The 19968-nt window shown below is 63.3% G+C and carries 16 protein-coding genes and 1 pseudogene; 11 read left to right on the top strand and 6 right to left on the bottom strand.

Annotation, left to right across the window (positions count from 1 at the left end):
- Nucleotides 1–3: 3 nt before the first annotated feature.
- The 8 genes from B0E47_RS04645 to B0E47_RS04610 all read left to right on the top strand — a co-directional run bounded on the left by B0E47_RS04645 (nucleotide 4) and on the right by B0E47_RS04610 (nucleotide 10335).
- On the top strand, nucleotides 4–2907 hold the full coding sequence (locus B0E47_RS04645; RefSeq protein ID WP_077512829.1) for a TIM-barrel domain-containing protein: 2904 nt from the start codon (nucleotides 4–6) through the stop codon (nucleotides 2905–2907).
- Entirely contained in the window at nucleotides 2904–3872 is a 969-nt protein-coding gene (locus B0E47_RS04640; RefSeq protein WP_077512828.1) for a 2-dehydro-3-deoxygalactonokinase, read from the top strand. The genes B0E47_RS04645 and B0E47_RS04640 overlap by 4 nt, the downstream gene beginning before the upstream one ends.
- The gene (locus tag B0E47_RS04635) at nucleotides 3869–4504 is read left to right on the top strand and encodes a 2-dehydro-3-deoxy-6-phosphogalactonate aldolase (protein WP_077512827.1); all 636 of its coding nucleotides are present in this window, start codon (nucleotides 3869–3871) and stop codon (nucleotides 4502–4504) included. Before B0E47_RS04640 ends, B0E47_RS04635 begins: the two co-directional genes overlap by 4 nt.
- A complete protein-coding gene (gene dgoD / locus B0E47_RS04630) occupies nucleotides 4501–5649 on the top strand; it encodes a galactonate dehydratase (protein ID WP_077512826.1) in 1149 nt (382 codons plus the stop codon). The genes B0E47_RS04635 and dgoD overlap by 4 nt, the downstream gene beginning before the upstream one ends.
- 5 nt (nucleotides 5650–5654) lie before the next feature.
- Complete coding sequence (locus B0E47_RS04625; protein WP_077512825.1) at nucleotides 5655–6431, top strand: SDR family oxidoreductase; 777 nt, start codon at nucleotides 5655–5657, stop codon at nucleotides 6429–6431.
- Nucleotides 6432–6439: 8 nt separating this feature from the next.
- Complete coding sequence (locus tag B0E47_RS04620; RefSeq protein WP_077512888.1) at nucleotides 6440–7366, top strand: SMP-30/gluconolactonase/LRE family protein; 927 nt, start codon at nucleotides 6440–6442, stop codon at nucleotides 7364–7366.
- Between the two features lie 88 nt (nucleotides 7367–7454).
- Entirely contained in the window at nucleotides 7455–8846 is a 1392-nt protein-coding gene (locus B0E47_RS04615) for a sugar porter family MFS transporter (protein ID WP_077512824.1), read from the top strand.
- Between the two features lie 115 nt (nucleotides 8847–8961).
- Nucleotides 8962–10335: a glycoside hydrolase family 27 protein gene (locus tag B0E47_RS04610; RefSeq protein ID WP_254422811.1), complete on the top strand. Its 1374-nt coding sequence runs from the start codon at nucleotides 8962–8964 to the stop codon at nucleotides 10333–10335.
- Nucleotides 10336–10571: 236 nt separating this feature from the next.
- Here B0E47_RS04610 and B0E47_RS04605 read toward each other — a convergent pair whose 3' ends face one another.
- Both B0E47_RS04605 and B0E47_RS04600 read right to left on the bottom strand, forming a co-directional pair.
- Complete coding sequence (locus B0E47_RS04605; RefSeq protein WP_077512823.1) at nucleotides 10572–12530, bottom strand: glycoside hydrolase family 127 protein; 1959 nt, start codon at nucleotides 12528–12530, stop codon at nucleotides 10572–10574.
- A 226-nt stretch (nucleotides 12531–12756) separates the two neighbouring features.
- Nucleotides 12757–14541, bottom strand: coding sequence for an IlvD/Edd family dehydratase (locus B0E47_RS04600; protein ID WP_254422810.1), 1785 nt, complete (start codon nucleotides 14539–14541; stop codon nucleotides 12757–12759).
- A 191-nt stretch (nucleotides 14542–14732) separates the two neighbouring features.
- On the opposite strand from B0E47_RS04600, the pseudogene B0E47_RS04595 reads away from it, so the two are divergent.
- Nucleotides 14733–14975, top strand: a pseudogene (locus B0E47_RS04595) (transposase); the annotation flags it as partial.
- Nucleotides 14976–15101: 126 nt separating this feature from the next.
- Here B0E47_RS04595 and B0E47_RS04590 read toward each other — a convergent pair.
- The 3 genes from B0E47_RS04590 to B0E47_RS17330 all read right to left on the bottom strand — a co-directional run bounded on the left by B0E47_RS04590 (nucleotide 15102) and on the right by B0E47_RS17330 (nucleotide 17170).
- A complete protein-coding gene (locus B0E47_RS04590) occupies nucleotides 15102–16331 on the bottom strand; it encodes a glycoside hydrolase family 27 protein (protein ID WP_077512820.1) in 1230 nt (409 codons plus the stop codon).
- A 94-nt stretch (nucleotides 16332–16425) separates the two neighbouring features.
- Nucleotides 16426–16815: a dihydroxy-acid dehydratase gene (locus B0E47_RS04585; RefSeq protein ID WP_254422809.1), complete on the bottom strand. Its 390-nt coding sequence runs from the start codon at nucleotides 16813–16815 to the stop codon at nucleotides 16426–16428.
- A 223-nt stretch (nucleotides 16816–17038) separates the two neighbouring features.
- On the bottom strand, nucleotides 17039–17170 hold the full coding sequence (locus B0E47_RS17330) for a hypothetical protein (RefSeq protein WP_256363532.1): 132 nt from the start codon (nucleotides 17168–17170) through the stop codon (nucleotides 17039–17041).
- Between B0E47_RS17330 and B0E47_RS04580 the strand changes: the two genes are divergently transcribed.
- Nucleotides 17135–17785, top strand: a complete 651-nt coding sequence (locus B0E47_RS04580; protein ID WP_254422808.1) for an SDR family oxidoreductase — start codon at nucleotides 17135–17137, stop codon at nucleotides 17783–17785. The genes B0E47_RS17330 and B0E47_RS04580 overlap by 36 nt on opposite strands.
- A gap of 20 nt (nucleotides 17786–17805) precedes the next feature.
- On the opposite strand, the gene B0E47_RS04575 is transcribed toward B0E47_RS04580, so the two are convergent.
- Complete coding sequence (locus B0E47_RS04575; RefSeq protein WP_077512819.1) at nucleotides 17806–18762, bottom strand: LysR family transcriptional regulator; 957 nt, start codon at nucleotides 18760–18762, stop codon at nucleotides 17806–17808.
- 177 nt (nucleotides 18763–18939) lie between these two features.
- On the opposite strand from B0E47_RS04575, the gene araD1 reads away from it, so the two are divergent.
- Complete coding sequence (araD1, locus tag B0E47_RS04570; protein ID WP_077512818.1) at nucleotides 18940–19950, top strand: AraD1 family protein; 1011 nt, start codon at nucleotides 18940–18942, stop codon at nucleotides 19948–19950.
- Nucleotides 19951–19968: the final 18 nt, after the last annotated feature.

The following is a 19968-nucleotide window of genomic DNA, read 5'->3' as shown; positions in this document are numbered from 1 at the left end:
ATCATGCAACGCACTCACATGAAGATGCTGGCCGCTGGGCTGACCGTCGCGCTGATCTCGGGTTGCAGCAGCCATGCCGATCCGGCAAAGGCCGCCGCGCCGGCCAGTGCCACGGCCACGAAGGCCGCCTTCCGGCAGATTGCGGATGGGGTGATTGTCGATGTCGGCGGTACGGCGAAGCAGGTACGCCTGCAGGTGGTCAGCGACACGATCATCCACGTCACCGCGATACCGGCCGGGTCGTTCGATCTGCCCAAAAGCCTGATGGCGGTGAAGACCGGTGGCGACAAGCATTTCAGCGTCAGCACCGAGGCCGGCCACGTGCTACTGAAGACCGCCGAGCTGACCGCCGATGTTGCGATCGATAGCGGGGCGGTGAAATTCCTAGGCAAGGACGGCAAGCTGATACTCGCCGAGCAGCCGAAGGGACGCAGCTTCACCCCGGTGACTGTGCAGAAGCAGTTGTTCTACGCGGTGCGCCAGCAGTTTGCCTCGCCCGATGACGAGGCGTTCTACGGCCTCGGCCAGCACCAGAAAGGCACGATGAACTACAAGGGCAAGGACGTCGAGCTGGCCCAGCACAACATGGACATCGGCATTCCGTTCGTGGTGTCCAGCCGCAATTACGGCCTGCTGTGGGACAACAACTCGATCACCCGCTTTGGCGATCCGCGTCCGTACCAGATGATCGACAAGCAGCTGAAGCTGTTCGACGCCGACGGCAAGCCGGGCGGCTTCACCGCGAACTATTACGTCGACGGCAAGCTCAAGCTCAGCCGCGACGAGTCCGAGGTCAATTACCAATACATCAAGGATCTCAAGCACTGGCCGGCCGAGCTCACCGATGCCAAGGGCATCACCGGTGGCCCGGGTCAGACGGTGGAATGGAAGGGTTCGGTGGCGTCCGATGTCGCCGGCCTGCACAAGTTCCGCCTCTACGCGAGCGGCTATTTCAAGCTGTATGTCGACGGCAAGCTGGTGCTGGATGATTGGCGCCAGAACTGGAATCCCTGGTATCGCAATTTCTTCGTGCAGATGAAGCCCGGCGAGAAGCACGCGATCCGCATCGAGTGGACGCCGCAGTCGGGCTATATCGCACTCGATCACCAGGACCCGCTGCCCGCCGCCGAGCAGAACGAACTGTCGCTGTCCTCCGAACTGGGTCACGCGGTCGACTATTACTTCATCGACGGCAACAACCTGGACGATGTCATCGCCGGCTATCGCGACGTCACCGGCAAGGCGGTGATGCTGCCGCGCTGGGCCTACGGCTTCTGGCAGAGCCGCGACCACTATGAAACGCAGGCGCAGCTGCTTGGCGTGCTCAAGCGCTACCGTGATCTCAAGCTGCCGCTGGACAACATCGTGCAGGACTGGCGCTACTGGAAAGACGACGCCTGGGGTTCGCACCGGTTCGACAAGTCGCGCTACCCCGATCCAAAGGCAATGGTCGACCAAGTGCATGCCGAGCACGCGAACCTGATGATTTCGGTGTGGCCGAAGTTCTACCCGACCACGAAAAATTACCAGGAGCTCGACGCGAAGGGAGCGATGTACCGGCTCAATGTACAGCTAGGCACCAAGGACTGGGTTGGTCCGGGTTACCTCAACTCCTTCTACGATCCCTATTCGGAAGCCGGGCGCCAGATCTACTGGCGACAGATTCGCGAAAACCTGGCTGACCTCGGCATCGATGCGTGGTGGATGGACGCCACCGAGCCGGACATCACCTCCAACACCAGCGTCGCCGAGCGCAAGCTGCTGATGGGACCGACGGCGATGGGACCAGGCGCGGCGTTCTTCAACTCCTATTCGCTGATGACGACCAGCGCGGTCTATCAGGGCAGCCGTGCCAGCTATCCGGACAAGCGCGTGTTCATCCTCACCCGCTCCATGTTCGCCGGCGAGCAGCGCAATGCCGCGGCGGGCTGGAGCGGCGACGTGGTGGCGCGCTGGAGCAACCTGCGCGACCAGATCTCCGCCGGCATCAACTTCTCGCTGTCGGGCATCCCGAACTGGACCACCGACATCGGCGGTTATGCGCTGGAGACGCGCTATGAGAAACCTGACGCGAAAGACCTGAAGGAATGGCGCGAGCTTAACCTGCGCTGGTTCCAGTTCGGCAGCTTCATGCCTTTGTTCCGCTCGCACGGCCAGGGTGTCAACCGCGAGATCTACAACCTCGCCCCGGTCGGTTCGGACGTCTACAACGCACTGGCCTGGTACGACAAGCTGCGCTATCGCCTGCTGCCGTACATCTACACGCTGGCGGCGAACACGTACTTCAAGGACGGCACCATCATGCGCGGCCTGGTGATGGATTTTCCGGACGATGCGAAGGTGCGCGACATCGACGACGAGTACATGTTCGGCCCGGCCTTCCTGGTCGCGCCGGTGACCGTGTACGGCGCGCGCAGCCGTGAGGTCTATCTGCCGGCTGGCAGCGCCTGGTACGACTTCTACACCGGCAAGCGCTACGACGGTGGCAACACGATCCAGGCCGATGCACCGCTGGCGCGGATGCCGCTGTTCGTGCGCGCCGGCGCGATCGTGCCGGTCGGCCCGGCGATCCAGTACAGCAACGAGAAACCGGATGCGCCGATCACGCTCTATGTCTACACCGGCGCGAACGGCCGCTTCTCGCTATACCACGACCAGGGCACCACCTACGACTACGAACACGGCGCGTACGCGCGCATCCCGCTCAGCTACGACGAGGCCAGCGGCACGCTGACCATCGGCCAGCGTGAAGGCAGTTATCCGGGCATGCCGGCGCAGCGCCGGTTCGACATCCGCTGGATCGCCGGACCCACGCCGACCGCCACGGATTTCGATGCCGCGCCCGCGCAAAGCGTCGACTACACCGGTGCGGCGGTCCCCGTACGCAAGGACAAGCAGGTTCAATGAACGACAGTGCAGCACGAGCGGAATTGATCGGCCTGGACTGGGGCACCACCAGCCTGCGCGCCTATCTGCTGGACGAACAGGGCGGCATCCTGGAAACACGCGCACGGGGCTGGGGCATTCGCCGCTTGCCGCCGGGTGGCTTCGATGCCGCACTGGACGACGTGCTGGTCGGCTGGCCCGCGCTCCCGCTGCTGGCCTCGGGCATGGTCGGCAGCCGCGACGGCTGGCGCGAAGTGCCATACGTCGACCTGCCGGCCGGTCTCGATGCGGTGGCGCGCGCGCTGAGTCATGTCGACAGCGCCGGCGGCCGGCGTGTGCATTTGATTCCAGGATTGCGCCATATCGCTACCGCAGACGTGATGCGTGGCGAGGAGACCGAGATTTTCGGCGCGCTCGCGCTGCAGCCGGTGCTGGCGGCGCGCTCGGCGCTGCTACTGCCGGGTACCCACAGCAAGTGGGTCAGCGTGCGCAACGGCCGCGTGGTGGACTTCACCACCAGCATGACCGGCGAGCTGTACGCGGCCGTGCGTCATCACACGATTCTCGGCGCCGGCCTCGGCGCGGACGATCCGCCGGTCGACCACGAGGCGTTCCTGCGCGGCGTGGTGGCCGCGCGCGACAGCGGCGCGGCCGGCGCGCTGAGCCGGCTGTTCTCCGCGCGCGCGCTTGTGCTGGCCGGGCGGCTCGCGCAGCTGGCCGTGCCGGACTACCTGTCCGGCCTGCTGATCGGCGAGGAGTTGCGCGCCGCGCTGGCGGCCGGCAGGATCGATCCCGCCACGCCGCTGCAACTGATCGGCAACGCGCCGCTGTGCCGTCGTTACGCCGCCGCCGCCAGCTGTTTCGAACTGGGCATGGCACTGCCGCCGCCGGGGGCCGCCGCGCTGGGCCTGTGGCAGATCGCACGCAGCGCCGGACTTACCACGGCCGCGCTGCCGCAACCACGCGTGAATGGAGCCAATCCGTGATCGATACATGGCTGAAACCGTTGCCGCTCATCGCGATCCTGCGCGGGCTGATTCCGGGCGAGGCGGTCGCCATCGGTACGGCGATCGCCGACGCCGGCTTCCGCATGCTGGAGGTGCCGCTCAATTCGCCCGACCCGCTGGCCAGCATCCGCCTGTTACAGGAGCACCTGGGCGAGCGCTGCCTGATCGGTGCCGGCACCGTGATGACGCCGTCGCAGGTCGGCGAGGTCGCCGCCGCCGGTGGCCGCCTGATCGTGATGCCGCACGCCGACACGACGGTGATCGCCAGCGCCAAACGTGCCGGGCTGATCTGCGCGCCGGGCGTGGCCACGCCGACCGAGGCGTTCGCCGCGCTGGCGGCCGGCGCCGATGCGCTGAAGATGTTCCCCGCCGAGCAGCTCGGCCCGGCGGTGATCAAGGCCTGGCGCGCCGTGCTGCCGCCCGGGCTGGCGCTGCTGCCGGTGGGCGGCATCACGCCGGACAACATGGGGTCGTATGTGGCGGCCGGGGCCAGTGGCTTCGGCATCGGTTCGGCGCTGTACGCGCCCGGTCGCGAGGTCGCCGAGGTTGCCGATCGCGCGCGCGCTTTCGCGCAGGCGTGGGTGGCGTTGCCGGCGGGAGGCACAGCATGAAGATCACCGCACTGACCACGTTCCTGCTGCCGCCGCGCTGGCTGTTCCTGCGCATCGACACCGATGCCGGCATCAGTGGCTGGGGCGAGCCGGTGGTCGAGGGCCGCGCGCGCACTGTGGCCGCTGCGGTCGACGAACTGTCCGACTACCTGCTCGGCAAGGATCCGCGCCACATCGAAGACCACTGGAACGTGATGTATCGCGGCGGCTTCTATCGTGGCGGTCCGATCCTGATGAGCGCGATTGCCGGCATCGATCAGGCGCTGTGGGACATTAAGGGCAAGGACCTCAACGTGCCAGTGCACGCGCTGCTGGGCGGGCCGGTGCGCGAGCGCATCCGGGTGTACTCGTGGATCGGTGGCGACCGTCCGGCGGATACCGCGCAGGCCGCCCGCGAGGCGGTGGCGCGCGGCTTCACCGCGATCAAGATGAATGCCAGCGAGGAACTGCAATACGTCGACAGCCACGCGAAAGTCGAGCGCATGCTGGAGAACGTGCAGGCGGTGCGCGATGCAGTCGGGCCGCACGTCGGGTTGGGTCTGGATTTCCACGGCCGCGTGCACAAGCCGATGGCCAAGGTGCTGATGCGCGAGCTGGCGCCGTACAAGCTGATGTTCATCGAGGAGCCGGTGCTGTCCGAGCACCTCGAATGCCTGCCCGAGCTGGCCGCGATCTCGCCCGCACCGATCGCATTGGGCGAGCGGCTGTATTCGCGCTACGACTTCAAGCGCGTGTTGCAGATCGGCGGCGTCGACATCATCCAGCCCGATCCCTCGCACGCCGGCGGCATCACCGAGACGCGCAAGATCGCCGCGATGGCCGAGGCGTACGACGTGGCGCTGGCGCTGCATTGCCCGCTCGGCCCGATCGCGCTGGCCGCGAACCTGCAAGTGGACGCGGTCTGCCACAACGCGTTCATCCAGGAGCAGAGCCTGGGCATCCACTACAACGCCGCCAACGACCTGCTCGATTACGTCAGCGATCGCAGCGTGTTCGCCTACGAGCAGGGTTTCGTGCGCATCCCCGACGGCCCCGGCCTGGGCATCACGGTCAACCAGGATTACGTCGACGAGCGCGCCGCCGTCGGTCACCGCTGGCGCAATCCGCTGTGGCGCCATGACGATGGCAGCGTGGCGGAGTGGTGAGCGCGATGTCGATGCAGCAACCGACCTATGCCAGCTACCCCAGTCTGGTCGATCGCACGGTGCTGGTCACCGGCGGTGCCAGCGGCATCGGTGCCAGCTTCGTCGAACATTTCGCGCGACAGGGCGCGCGGGTGGCGTTTCTTGATGTCGATGTCGCGGCCGCGCAGGCGCTGCTCGAGGGCCTCGCGGGCGTGGCCCATCGCCCGATGTTCGTCGCCTGTGACCTGACTGATCTTGAGGCGCTGGGTCAAGCGATTGCGCGGGCGCGGGCAGAGATCGGACCGATCGCGGTGCTGGTCAGCAACGCCGCCAATGATGTGCGGCATGACTTTGTGCAGACCGCGCCGGCCGATTTCGACGCCAACGTGGCGGTCAACCTGCGCCATCACTATTTCGCGATCCAGGCGGTGCTCGACGACATGCAGGCACTCGGTGGCGGTTCGGTGATCTGCCTGGGTTCCATCAGCTGGATGATCAAGAATGGTGGCTACCCGCTGTACACCATGGCCAAGGCCGCGATCCACGGACTGGTCGCCGGGCTGGCGCGCGAGCTGGGTCGGCAGCACATTCGCATCAATTGCCTGGTGCCCGGCTGGGTGATCACCGAGAAGCAGCAGCGATTGTGGCTGGATGCCGAAGGCGAGGCCGCGATCGAACGCTCGCAATGCCTGCCCGGCCACGTGATGGCCGAGGATCTGGCGCGCGCCGCGCTGTTCCTGGGGGCCGATGACAGCCGCATGATCACCGCCAGGGACTTCATCGTCGACGGGGGTTGGGTTTGAGTGGCGCGATGCTGCAGGCGCGGGCCGTGCTCGCGGCGGGCAATCAGCTGGGCGAGGGCGTGTTGTGGTGTGCGCGGGCGCAGGCGTTGTACTGGACCGATATCCCGGCAGCCACGCTGTGGCGCTACACACCGCATGACGGCAGCACCCGTCAGTGGGCGTTGCCCGAACGGCTGGCCTCGTTCGCGCTGTGCGAAGCCGACGGCTGGCTGCTGCTGGGGCTGGCCTCGCAACTGGCGTTCTTCCATATGGAGAGCGGCGAACTGCAACCGATCGTCGCGGTGGAGGCCGGGCTGCCGACCCGACTCAATGACGGCGTCTGCGATCGCCAGGGCCGCTTCGTGTTCGGCACCCTGCACGAACCACTGCAGGGGGAGTCGCAGCGGCCGGTCGGCGGCTTCTACCGGCTGAATGCAGACCTCGCGCTGGAGCGGCTGCCGCTGCCGACGGTGGCGATCAGCAACAGTCTCGCCTTCAGTCCCGACGGCGCGACCTTGTACTACTGCGACTCGCCCACGCGACGGATCCAGTGCTGCGATTACCACGCCGACGGCAGCGTGGGTGCGGCGCGAACCTTCGTGGATCTGGCCGGTATCGAGGGCGAACCCGACGGTTCGACCGTCGATGCCGAGGGCGGCCTGTGGAACGCGCAGTGGGGCATGTCCCGCGTGGTCCGCTATCGCCCCGATGGCAGCGAAGACACCGTCGTCCACGTACCCACCCGGCAGCCTACCCGCGCGGCGTTCGGCGGCCCGGCGCTGGACACGCTCTACATCACCAGTGCCCGCGAAGGCCTGTCCGCCGACCGTCTGCGCGAAGAGCCGCTGGCCGGCGCGCTGTTCGCCGTCACCGCCGGCGTGCGCGGTATCAGTGAGGCACGTTTTGCCGGTGTCCCCGGGCGCGTGCTGCCAACCGCGACGGTGCCGACGAGGTGACCACCTTCGCGCTTCCATCCCATGCAATGACTGCCCGCCTGTGCGGATGGCCGTCCTGCCGAGCCGATTCCGAATCCGGAGAGATCCCATGAACGCCCTTGCCGAAAAGCCGATCGCCGTGCAGCACAAGTCGACAGCCCTGTTTACCTGCGCCGTGGCCGCGCTGGCCGGATTGATGTTCGGCCTGGACATCGGCGTGATTTCCGGCGCCACCCAGTTCATCCAGAAGGAGTTCCAGATCGCCGATCACATGATCGAGTGGATCGTCAGTTCGATGATGCTGGGCGCCGCCATCGGTGCCCTCGGTGCGGGCTGGATGTCCGCCGCGCTGGGCCGCAAGCGCTCGCTGATCCTGGCCGGTGTGCTGTTCGTGATCGGCTCGTTGCTGAGTGCAGCGGCATGGTCGCCGGAAACCCTGATTGCGGCACGACTGATCCTCGGCCTGGCGATCGGCGTGGCCACTTTCACCGCGCCGCTGTACCTGGCCGAGGTGGCACCGGAGCAGACGCGTGGCGCGATGATCTCGCTGTACCAGCTGATGATCACCACCGGCATCCTGGTGGCTTTCCTGTCCGATACCGCGTTCAGCTACAGCGGCAACTGGCGCTGGATGCTGGGCATCATCGCGATTCCAGGCTTCCTGTTCCTGCTGGGTCTGTTCCTGCTGCCGGACAGCCCGCGCTGGCTGATGATGCGCGGGCGCAAGCAGGAGGCGACGGCGGTTCTGCACGGCCTGCGTGGGGATGCCGTGCAGGTGGCTCGCGAGGTGGCCGACATCGAGGAGCAGCTGAAAATGCCGCAGCACGGCTGGCACCTGTTCCTGGAAAACCCCAACTTTCGCCGTTCGGTGGGACTGGGTGTGCTGCTGCAGGTGATGCAGCAGTTCACCGGCATGAACGTGGTGATGTACTACGCACCGCGCATTTTCCAGGACATGGGCTACGCCACGGCGGCACAGATGTGGTTCACGGCCGCGGTCGGCCTGACCAATGTCCTGGCCACCTTCATCGCGATTGGCCTGGTCGATCGCTGGGGCCGCAAGCCGATCCTGTACACCGGCTTCACCATCATGGCGCTGGGTCTGGGTCTGGTGGGCACCATGATGCACCTGGGCATCGCCACGCATGGCGAGCAGATCTTCACGGTGGCGATGCTGCTGTTGTTCATCGTGGGCTTCGCGATGTCCGCCGGGCCGCTGATCTGGACGCTGTGTTCCGAGGTGCAGCCCTTGAAGGGGCGTGATTTCGGTATCGGCTGTTCGACCTTCACCAACTGGATCGCCAACATGATCGTCGGCGCCACCTTCCTGACCCTGCTCAACGGCATCGGCAACGCCGCCACGTTCTGGCTGTATGGCGGATTCAACCTGGTGTTCCTGCTGATTACCTTCGCACTGATCCCGGAAACCCGCAACGTCACTCTGGAACAGATCGAGCGCAACCTGATGGCGGGCAAGCCGCTGCGCGAGATCGGGCGCTAGGGGACCGCCATGCCTGGCACCCGAGAGCGCACTGCTGTTCCTGCTGTCCGGCCTCGCCGGCATCGCGCAAGCGGCGCCAGCCGCCGACGCCAATCTGCAACATGGAGCAAACCCGATGTCCAAACGCATGCGAGCTGTGCTGCTGATGCTCATGCTGGCCACGGCCAGCATGGCGGCGGCCAAAGAAGTCAGCCCCACCCCGCCCATGGGCTGGAACAGCTGGGACTCGTTCGGGCTCACGATCGATGAGCCCGATTTCAAGGCGAACGCCCGCATTCTCGCCGGATTGCACGGTTACGGCTGGTCTTACGTCGTCATCGACGAGGGCTGGTACATGCGCAATCCATTCGCCGACAAGTTGCAGACCCGCGACTACGCCATGGATGCGCACGGCCTGCTGGTTCCCGCACCCAACCGCTTTCCCTCCGCTGCCCATGGGCAAGGCTTCAAGGCGCTGGCCGATTGGGTACATGCGCAAGGATTGAAGTTCGGCATCCATATCGTGCGCGGCATTCCCAAACAGGCGGTGGCGGCGAACCTGCCGGTCGCCGGCTCCGCCTTCCATGCAAAAGAGGTCGCCGACACCGCGGACACCTGCCCCTGGGACGACAGCAACTACGGCGTGCGCGACACGCCTGCCGGTCAGGCCTACTACGACTCCATGCTCGCCATGTATGCGCGCTGGGGCGTGGACTTCCTCAAGGTCGATTGCATTGCCGATCACCCTTACAAGATCAGCGAGATCCGCCAGATTGCCAAGGCGATCCGTAAGACCGGCCGCCCGATCGTGCTCAGCCTGTCGCCCGGCCCGACGCATTTGTCGCATGCCGCGGAGATTCGCCGGTACGGTCAGATGTGGCGCATTACCAACGATGTCTGGGATGGCTGGAAGTTCGTGCATGACCACCCCACCGATACTTTCCCGTCGGGTATCAGCGACCTCTTCGATCGCCTGCCGCCATGGGCGGACCAGGCTCGCGACGGCCACTGGCCGGATGCCGACATGCTGCCGATCGGCACGCTCGCGCCGCACCCCGGCTTCGGCCCGGCGCGCCCTTCGCGCCTGTCCATGGACGAGCAGCGCACGCTGCTGACCTTGCAAGCGATCGCACGCTCGCCGCTTGTCCTCGGCGCCAACCTGACCAGATTGGACAACGCCACGCGCGCGCTGATCACCAACAAGGACGTGATCGCAGTCGACCAGAGCAGCCGGGACAATCATCCAGTCACCCGCCTGCCGCAAGGATTCGATCACGTGCGAGTCTGGGTGGCGTCCGGTCGGCGCGATGGCGAGCGCTACCTGGCGATCTTCAATCTGGACGACAAGCCCGTTTCGCTGGATGCGCCATGGGGCGCGCTCGGCCTGGCTTCCGGCAGCTACGACGCTCGCGACCTTTGGAGCGGCCAGCCGCGGAAGGCGTCCGCACGCCTGTCCCTCGACTTGCCGGCGCACGGATGCGCGCTCCTGTCCATTAGGCTGGCACGGTGAGGCATCGCCAGGCGTCGGTTCGTGCACGTGGCATGTGCCGACCATTCGTTGCGCGCTTGATCCGTTCGACACCGAACGTTTGGGGCCGAAGCTCCCGGCAGCGCGGTGAAGTCGTGCCCCGCCATCACGTCATAGGTGTTCGGGAACGGCAGGTGCACCGGCTCTGGTGCGTTTCCTGCGGGCACAACCTGAGGGCTATGACCGCTCTAACGACGGAACGCGCTGCGCCCGGTGTCTCATGCGTCGCTGGCGATTGCTGATTCGGCTTGCCAGTAAACGGCATAGCGTTCGCCACGAATCTGGTTCAGTGGTGCCATCGGCACTTCGCCGTGGCTAGTCCGGGCGATAAATGTCAATGGCGTGTTTGCGGGCACGACCCAGTCCAGCTTTCCCGGCGCGTTCGTCGCGATTTGCGGTGCCGATTGGGGTTTGGGTTCCGGTTTCGGTGCGGCCCTCATGTCGGCATATTGCATTTCGTGGGTGATGCCTTTGCTGCCGAGCCGCGCAGCCAGCACTAGTGGCCCGTAACGCACTGCGTGCAGAGTCTCATCCCCGGGTAGGGGCTCACTGTGCAGGGCCATCGGGAGCTCCAGCTCGATGCGGTCACCGTCGTGCCATTCACGACGCAATGTCAGGTAGCTGCCAGGTGAGGCAAACACATCAAGGGTCTTGCCATTCAGGCGTAACGCGGCATCTGGCCCAATCCATGCGGGAATGCGCAGATTCAGCGCCATCGTGACCGGCTCGACGAGCCTGAGCAGAAAGCGTGTCTGTTGCTCGCGGGGAAAGGTGGTTTCCTGTAGCAGCGTCAGTTGCTGTTCGGGCCAGCGCAGTTCGGAAGGAATAAACAGGTTGACGTACAGATCCTGTTCCTCGTGAAAATAGATGTTCTCGTTGAAGCGCGCGAATTCCTCCGCACCGGTGCCGGTGCAACACCAGAACGACTTGAACGGCGAGTTGTAAAACTTGTTGGCACCGGCCTGCAGTGGATAGTAATAGAGCTTCATGCCGTCGCCGTCCTGGGTGCCCAGGCGTGCGTTGTAGAGCGTCCGTTCGTAATAGTCGAAGGCCCGCGGATCGCCGTTCCATGTATACACATGACGGGTTAGCTTGAGCAGGTTGTAGGCCACGCAGCACTCGGCGGCATACAGTCCGAGTTGCCCCTTGAGGTCACCCGGGCCGGTCTTCCAGAATTCATCGTTGCTGGAACCGCCGGTGGCATAGGTACGGTTCTCGCTGACCGTTTCCCAGAAGAACTCGGCGATTCGCCGATAGCGTGGCTCGCCGGTCAGCTCGTAACGGCGCGCGGCACCGATGATCTTGGGGATCTGCGTGTTGCTGTGCAGGCCCTTCAGCTCGTCGCGATGGGCGGCCAGCGGATCGTAAAGCGAGGCTTGGTCAAAGCGATGGGCGGCATCGAGATAACGGCCATTGCCGGTAATGGCATACAGCTCGTACATCGAGTCGTTGATACCGCCAAACTCGGTTTCCAGGATGTGCGTCATTTGTGCGTCGGAGAAGCCGTTGAGCCAGTGCACTACCCAGTCGCCGATACCCGTAGCCACCTTCAGAGCTTGCTGATTGCCGGTATGGCGATACATGTCCAGCAGGCCGGCCTGGATCTTGTGGATAGTGTAAAACGGTGCCCACACCTTCTGGCCGTTACTGAGACGGTCAAAGAAACTTTCAGGAAATGCACTGAGGTAGCCGTTCGGTTGCTGACATGCTGCCAGCTCAGTCACCAGTGCATCGGCGCGCCCTTTCAACAGCGCGTCACCATCGCTGGCATAGGCCAAGGCTGCGGCTGATAGATAGTGGCCGCCGCTGAAGTGACCGCGCAGTTCGCAATCGGGACTCTCCCAGCCGCCCAGCGGTTCGGCATGAGACAGACGCCCGGCTTGCAAGCGGAAACTGTGAGCCAGCCGATCTACCGGCAGACTGTGCAGGTAGCGGCGATTGACGGCTGCTGCGGTGGCAAAATCGCTATCGAGCAGACGCACCTGGCTCAGCGCAAAACCCTGCATGCGTTGCACTTGTTTGCCACGTGACGTCATGGTGGTACTCGTTGCAGTCGCCGTTGCTGCATCGGCAACGTCAGGACTGAATGCCCGCGCAGCCGGCATGGCCACAACAGAGGCCAGCGTGGTGGCTACACCTTTGATAAAACGCCTGCGTTGGTCGATATCTGCCGCCATGTTGTTCCCGTGGCACTGGCCTGTGCTTTACCTTAAATGACGATGCACGTTTCCATATTGCAGTTATGCAAGGGTGTCGTCTTGTGTCATTTTCCTGTCTTTCGATGCGGAATGCTGCATAGTCATGAAGTTTTGGAATGGATGTCTATACACACGTATAGTGTGTTACCAAACATGGCAACCTCAGTATCGCGATCATGTTGAGCGGCGGTCTCGGCACACCTATTCAGTGTGAGTCGCGCGGCACATCGCTTCCGCTGTTACCGACAAGGATATCGAGGTCGGCACCGAGGTGAGCTTGCTGCACGTGATCCACATACAGTTTGTACCAGCCCCGCTTGGGAACGTCGGGTGCTTTCCAGAGCTTGCGCCGGCGCGAGAGTTCTTCCTCGGTCACGTCCAGGTGGATTCGCCGTGCAGGCACGTCGAGCTCGATCGTGTCTCCATTCTGCACCAGGGCCAGAGGGCCGCCTGCCGCGGCCTCGGGCGAGGTGTGCAGGATCACGGTTCCGTAGGCGGTGCCGCTCATGCGCCCGTCGGAGATGCGCACCATGTCGGTGATGCCCCGCTTGAGCAGCTTGGGCGGCAATGGCATGTTGCCCACTTCGGCCATGCCGGGATAGCCTCGTGGGCCGCAGTTCTTCAGCACCATCACGCAGTGCTCATCGATATCCAGTGAGTCATCATCGATGAGCGCATGCAGCTCCTCGATGTTCTCGAAGACGACGGCCCGCCCGCGATGCTGGAGCAGATGCGGTGAGGCAGCCGAAGGCTTGATCACCGCGCCGTTCGGCGCCAGGTTGCCGCGCAATACGGCGATGCCGGCCTCGGTTTTGAAAGGTTCGCTGGCGGTCTTGATGACGTCGCGATTCCAGCAGGGTGCCGACTCGATGTTTTCGCCCAGCGTCTTGCCGTTCGCCGTCATCGCGTCGAGGTGCAGGTGCGGGGCAATTTCGCGCAGCACCGCAGGCAGGCCGCCGGCGTAGTAGTAATCCTCCATCAGGTGCTCGCCGGAGGGTTGCAAATTGACGAGGCAGGGAAGTTTCGAACCCAGGTCATCCCAATCCTGCAGGTTCAGCTCCACGCCGATGCGGCCAGCCATAGCCAACAGGTGTATGACGGCATTGGTTGATCCGCCGATGGCCGCATTGGCGACAATGGCATTCTCGAATGCCTCGCGCGTCATGATCTTCGACATGCGCATGTCTTCATGCACCATCTGCACGATGCGTCGCCCACTGAGTTGGGCCAGCCGGTAGCGGCGTGAATCCACGGCTGGTATGGCGGCGTTCTCGGGCAATGACATGCCTAGCGCCTCGACCATATTGGCCATGGTCGAGGCGGTACCCATGGTCATGCAGCTACCGCCTTTCGATCGATGCATGCATGACTCGGCCTCGACGAAATCTTCCTGGCTCATCTCGCCGGCGCGCACCATTTCCGACATTTTCCATACGCCGGTGCCGGAGCCGAGTTTCTGGCCACGCCAGCGACCGGTGAGCATCGGGCCGCCGGACACGCCGATGGTGGGCAGGTTGCAACTGGCCGCGCCCATCATCAGTGATGGCGTTGTCTTGTCGCATCCCATCAGCAGCACGATACCGTCGATCGGATTGGCGCGGATGGATTCTTCCACATCCATGCTGGCCAGGTTGCGGAACAGCATCGCCGTCGGACGCATTTGCGTCTCGCCCAGGGACATGACGGGAAATTCGAGCGGGAACCCGCCGGCTTCGTAGACGCCACGTTTCACGTATTCCGCCAGCTCGCGGAAATGCCCGTTGCAGGGCGTCAGTTCGGACCACGTATTGCATATGCCAATCACCGGACGGCCGTCGAACAGGTCGCTGGGATAGCCCTGGTTCTTCAGCCAGCTTCGATAAAGAAAGCCGCTCTTGCCGGAGTGGCCAAACCAGGATTGGCTACGTCTTTTTATGTCTTTGGGAGCGCTCATGGGTGTCCAACGTCCTTTGCTGAGGATCCGTGAATCCTCAGGAATGCTTGTAAACAAGCGTGCCTCACAGGGCGCAGCCTACAAGGCATATTCATACAAATAAAATAACAATTTATGTAATATCAATACATATATTGATATGCAAATAAGGGGAGATCGACACCCATGCTGGCCTCGTCAGTTCGGCACGATGGCCGTAGTGCGGCCACGTCAGATGCGGTCTATCCAGACCTGCGCGCGCGACGAGTGAGCGCTGTGTACGGTTGCGGGCCATCATTGACGTCGGCGCGATCACCGCCGATGCGGTCATGGCCACGGTCGGCCACGCCTGCGAGTTCAAGCAGGGTCGACAAATGGCCGCCTGGCTCGGTTCGGTGCCTATTCAGCACTCCAGCGGCGGGCATGCGCGACTGGGTGAGATCAGCTGTCGTGGCGATGCGTATCTGCGCACGTTGCTGATCCAGGGCGCCTGCAGCAGCCTGCAGCGGGCCAAGGCCGTGGTCACCGAGAAGGCCACACCAGAGCAACGGTGGATAGGCGCCGGGATTTATTGGGCCGCGCTTGGCAAGGGCATCGTGAGGTAAGGACTCCTTGCGCGCCGCGCAGCCCGGCGTGCCCTATGGTTTCGCAGGGCCGGTCAGGAGCAGCATCAGCACGCTGTGCGGCGCAAGCCGCGCTTGCAGCGTGGTGCTGGTGTCGCCCGTCTTCTTGGTCCACAGGTCGGACCAGCGGTAGACAGTCTGCTTGAAATCGACCGATCGCTTGCTCAGGTCATCGGTCAGGACTTGCGCCTTCCAGTCATGGTGAACATCAATAGCCTGGGTGGAGCGGTTCAGGAACATCAGTGCCCATTGGCCGCCGTCGAGCGGCTTCGCATAGATCTCCAGCGGACCGTCGGCCAAGACGCGCAGCGCCTCCACACCCAGCTTGTCCTGGCTCACCGCAATCACACCGGGGTTGGTCAGGATGCGGCGGGTCGACTCGGACATGGAACGCAGGTCGTTGCCCAGGATGAGGGGCGAGGCCATCATGGCCCAGATCGACATTTGGGCGCGGTCTTCATCCTCGCTCATGCCGTTGCCCACTTCGAGCATGTCCATATCGTTCCAGTGGCCGGGCCCTGCGAACTTGCGCAGGCCTGCCTGCCTGTCAAGGATGCGCAGCACGCCCAGACCAGTCGAGAAACCGGGACTGAATTCGCAGTCGAAGCAATTATAGATATCAGGCGTGGTGCGCCACGAATTGGCAACCTGGCCGGCCCACTCCCACGGCTTGCTCATGCCCCATTCGCACGCGCTGAACAGCATTGGACGGCCCGACTTGGCGATCGCGTCGCGCATCGTGGTGTAGGCCGCTTCGGCGTTTAGGCCTTGGGCGTCGCACCAGTCGTACTTGACGTAATCGATGCCCCAGCGCGCATAGGTCCGCGCATCCTGATACTCGTGGCCGCGGCTACCGGGACGGCCGTCGCAGGTGGTTGCGCCGGCGTCCGAGTAGATGCCCAGCTTGAGTCCCTTGCCATGCACATAGTCCGCCAGCGCCTTCATGCCGGATGGGAAGCGCGTGGGGTCGGGCTGGATGTTGCCGTCGGCGTCGCGCTGGCCTTGCCAGCAATCGTCGATGTTCACGTACTGGTAGCCGGCGTCCTTCAGGCCCGACTTGACCATGGCATCGGCGGTCTCGCGGATCAGGCGCTCGTCGATATTGCAGGCAAATTTGTTCCAGCTGTTCCAGCCCATTTGCGGGGTGCTGGCCAGGCCTTCAGCCTTTTGAGCCCAGCTATTGCCGCAGGCAGCGGCACCCAGCAAGATGCCTAACACGAGCAGTACTATGCGCTTGGTGTTCATCTCAAATCCCTTCAACATGTGGATGATGGCGGTTCTCCCTGATTTGGAAGATTCCGCTGACGCCGCGGTTCTTGCCAGGAAGCTGCAGCACCCTTCATCCGGGCGTGCCGGTGCATCGGTTGACTGCACGGTATTCCGGTGGCTTGGCGCGGATGGATTCTTCCACGTCCATGCTGGCCAGGTTGCGGAACAGCATCGCCGTCGGACGCATTTGGGTCTCGCCCAGGGACATGACGGGAAATTCGAGCGGGAACCCGCCAGCTTCGTAGACGCCACGTTTCACGTATTCCGCCAGCTCGCGGAAATGCCCGTTGCAGGGCGTCAGTTCGGACCACGTATTGCATATGCCAATCACCGGGCGGCCGTCGAACAGGTCGCTGGGATAGCCCTGGTTCTTCAGCCAGCTTCGATAAAGAAAGCCGCGCTTGCCGGAGTGGCCAAACCAGGATTGGCTACGTCTTTTTATGTCTTTGGTAGCGCTCATGGTGCGTCCAAGGCCCTTTGCTGAGGATCCGCAGATCCGCTGACTTGCTGCAAGCAAATCCGCTTTTACAGGGCGCAGACTACAGAGCATTTTGATACAAATAAAATAACAGTTTCATTAAAATTGATATACATATATACATATATTAAAAGAGAGGATGAGCAACCATGGCAGGATCATCAGTTCAAGGCGGTGGACGTCATGCGACCAGTCTCGACGCGGTTTATCCGGACTTGCGCGGACGCAGAGTGTTCTTCGCCGTGGCGGTAGCGGCATCGGTGCCGCGCCGGTAGAGGCATTCACGCGCCAGGGCGCACAAGTGGCATTCGTCGACATCGATGAGAGGGCGAGCCATGCGCCGATCGGGCGTATGCGGGATCTCGGTCCCGCACCGTGGTGGAGATGTTGCGACGTGACCGACGTGCACTCATTGCAGCAGGCCATTACTGATGTGGCGCAGGCGCTGGGAACGTTCGACGTGTTGCTCAACAACGTGGGCAGCGACGATCGTCATGCGCTCGAGGACGTAACGCCGGCCTATTGGGACCAGCGGATTGGCATCAACCAGCGCGCCGCATTTTTCGCGATCCAGGCCGTGGTGCCGGGCATGCGTGGCCAGGGACGCGGTTCCATCATCAATCTGGGCTCGACCGGATGGCAGACCAAGAATGCAAGCTACCCGTGTTATGCGACGGCCAAGTCGTCCATGAACGGCATGATGCGCGGCATGGCCAAATCGCTGGGCGAGCACCGGATCCGCATCAACGTGCTCAGCCCGGGATGGGTCATGACAGAGCGGCAGTTGACGCAGTGGCTGGATGCCGAGAGCGAGAAGGAATGGATGAAGAGCCAGTGTCTGCCGGACAAGATCATGCCCGCAGACATCGCGTCAATGGCCCTGTTCCTCGCCTCCGATGCATCGCAAGCATGCACGGCGCAAGAGTTCGTTGTCGACGCGGGCTGGACTTGATCTCGAATCGGTCGGCCTGGTCAGTCGAGGCGTGGCAGCCCGTAAACTTCGCTGGCCGCCTCCTTGAGCGCGATCAGCATGCATTGGGCCGCCGGTGACAGTAGCCAGTCCTTGCGGGTGATGATGCCGAAGTCGTCCATCTTGAATGACAGCTTCGTCGGCACGACCGACAACATGCCATGAGCGACATAGTAGTCAGCCGCATCGGCGGGAATCGCGCTGATGTAGTCCGTGCGCCGCAGCATGTTGAGCACGAATACCAGTGCTGTTGACTCGATCAGGCGTGCGGGCAAGGCCAGCCCGGCATTGTGGAACATCAACTCGAAACGGTGTCGCAGCACACTGCCCGGTGGTGGCACGATCCATCCGTATGGCGCCATGTCGGTGAGTGAGGGCCGCTTCAGGGAAAGGAGCGGATGGTCGGGGCGCACAATGGCGCAGATCTTTTCCTCGGTCAGGGCCTGGTAGTGAAGTCGACTCTTGTCGTGCTGGGCGAATAGCCGGGCGACCAGGATATCCAGCTTGCTCTGTTCCAGACGCTCCAGCAGCACGTCGCTGCTCTCGACCAGCAACGAGACGCGCAGCAATGGGCGCTCCAGGATCGCGCGGTTGATCGCCTCGGGAATCAATGTGACGGCGGGGCCCTGGATAGCGCCCACACGCACATTGCCGGCATAGCCTTCCCTGAGCGACTCGATCTCGGAGCCGGCTTCTCCGAGGCTGGCCAGGGCAATGCGCGCATGGCGGATCATCACTTCGCCATACAACGTGGCGCGCATGCCGCGTGGCAGGCGTTCGAACAACTGAACATCCATCATGTCCTCGAGGTCCTTGAGCAGTTTCGATGCCGCCGGCTGCGACACGTTGAGCGCCTCCGCGGCGCGGTGAATGTTGCCCTCCTCGTCGATGGCGACAAGCAGCAGCAGTTGCCGCGTCTTGAGGCGCGCACGCAAGAACCAGGGATTTGTGTGCGACATGACGGCTCCTCCTTTGCCAAAGCATACATTTATTCATATCAATTGACCGAAAAACTATATTTGTTGCATATATATGAGCCGGGCAGAATGGGTCACAACCGGGAGAGGCATGGATGACTCGCCCTGCGCGAGTCCCGGCTTTCCCGGGCGCATTCTCCAGCTGTCGGAATGGTCTGTATGCGATTGATCCAGTTCGTCGATGATGCCCGGATGCCCCGCGTGGGTGAGGTCAATGCCAGTGGCGCAACAGTTGAGGCGCTGCGTGGTTCCCAGTCCATCTATACCTTGGCGCAGAAGGCCCTTGCCTCGGGTCAGTCGCTGGCGACGCTGATCAGTGAAAGTCCACGCGATGCGACATTTGACTACGCTCAATTGCTTCTCGATGGGCGTGTGCTGACGCCACTTCAGCATCCTGATCCCGCGCATTGTCTGGTGACCGGTACCGGTCTCACGCACACCGGCAGCGCGGCGGCGCGCGACGCCATGCATCAACAGGAAACGAAGCATCAAGTCGAGGAAGAGGCGATGACCGATTCGATGCGTGTGTTCCGCTGGGGCGTTGAGGGTGGCCGGCCTGAAGGTGGTCGGCCTGGCGCGCAGCCGGAGTGGTTCTACAAGGGCAACGGTCATATGGTGGTGGCGCCCGGAGCGGCTTTGTCGTCGCCGGGTTTTGCGCTGGATGCCGGCGAGGAGCCGGAGCTGGTGGGCCTGTACATGGTCGACAAGGCCGGAACGCCGCGGCGTCTGGGCTTCGCGATCGGCAACGAGTTTTCCGACCACGTCACCGAACGACAAAACTATCTGTATCTCGCCCACTCGAAATTGCGACAGTGCGCGGTGGGGCCAGAGCTGTGGATTGGCGCACTGCCGGATGATCTTCGCGGATCGAGTCGGATACGCCGCCAGGGCAAGGTCATCTGGGAAAAAGCCTTTCTGACCGGCGAGGCGAACATGTGCCACTCGCTGGATAACCTTGAATACCATCATTTCAAATACGCGGCTCATCGTCGTCCCGGTGATGTCCATTTGCATTTCATGGGCACGGCGACCTTGAGTTTTGCCGATGACGTGCGGGTTGAACCCGGTGATGAGTTCGAGATCGACCTGCCTGCCATGGGCGCACCCCTGCGCAACACGCTGCAGGCGGTCGACGACGAATTTTCAATAGGTGGTGTCCAGCCCGCTTAACCCCATTCGTTCAAAAGG

This window comes from Rhodanobacter sp. B05 (assembly GCF_002001085.1).
Taxonomy (GTDB): domain Bacteria; phylum Pseudomonadota; class Gammaproteobacteria; order Xanthomonadales; family Rhodanobacteraceae; genus Rhodanobacter.
The sequence above is the reverse complement of the archived record's forward strand: the minus strand, read 5'-3'. Positions and strand labels throughout refer to the sequence as shown.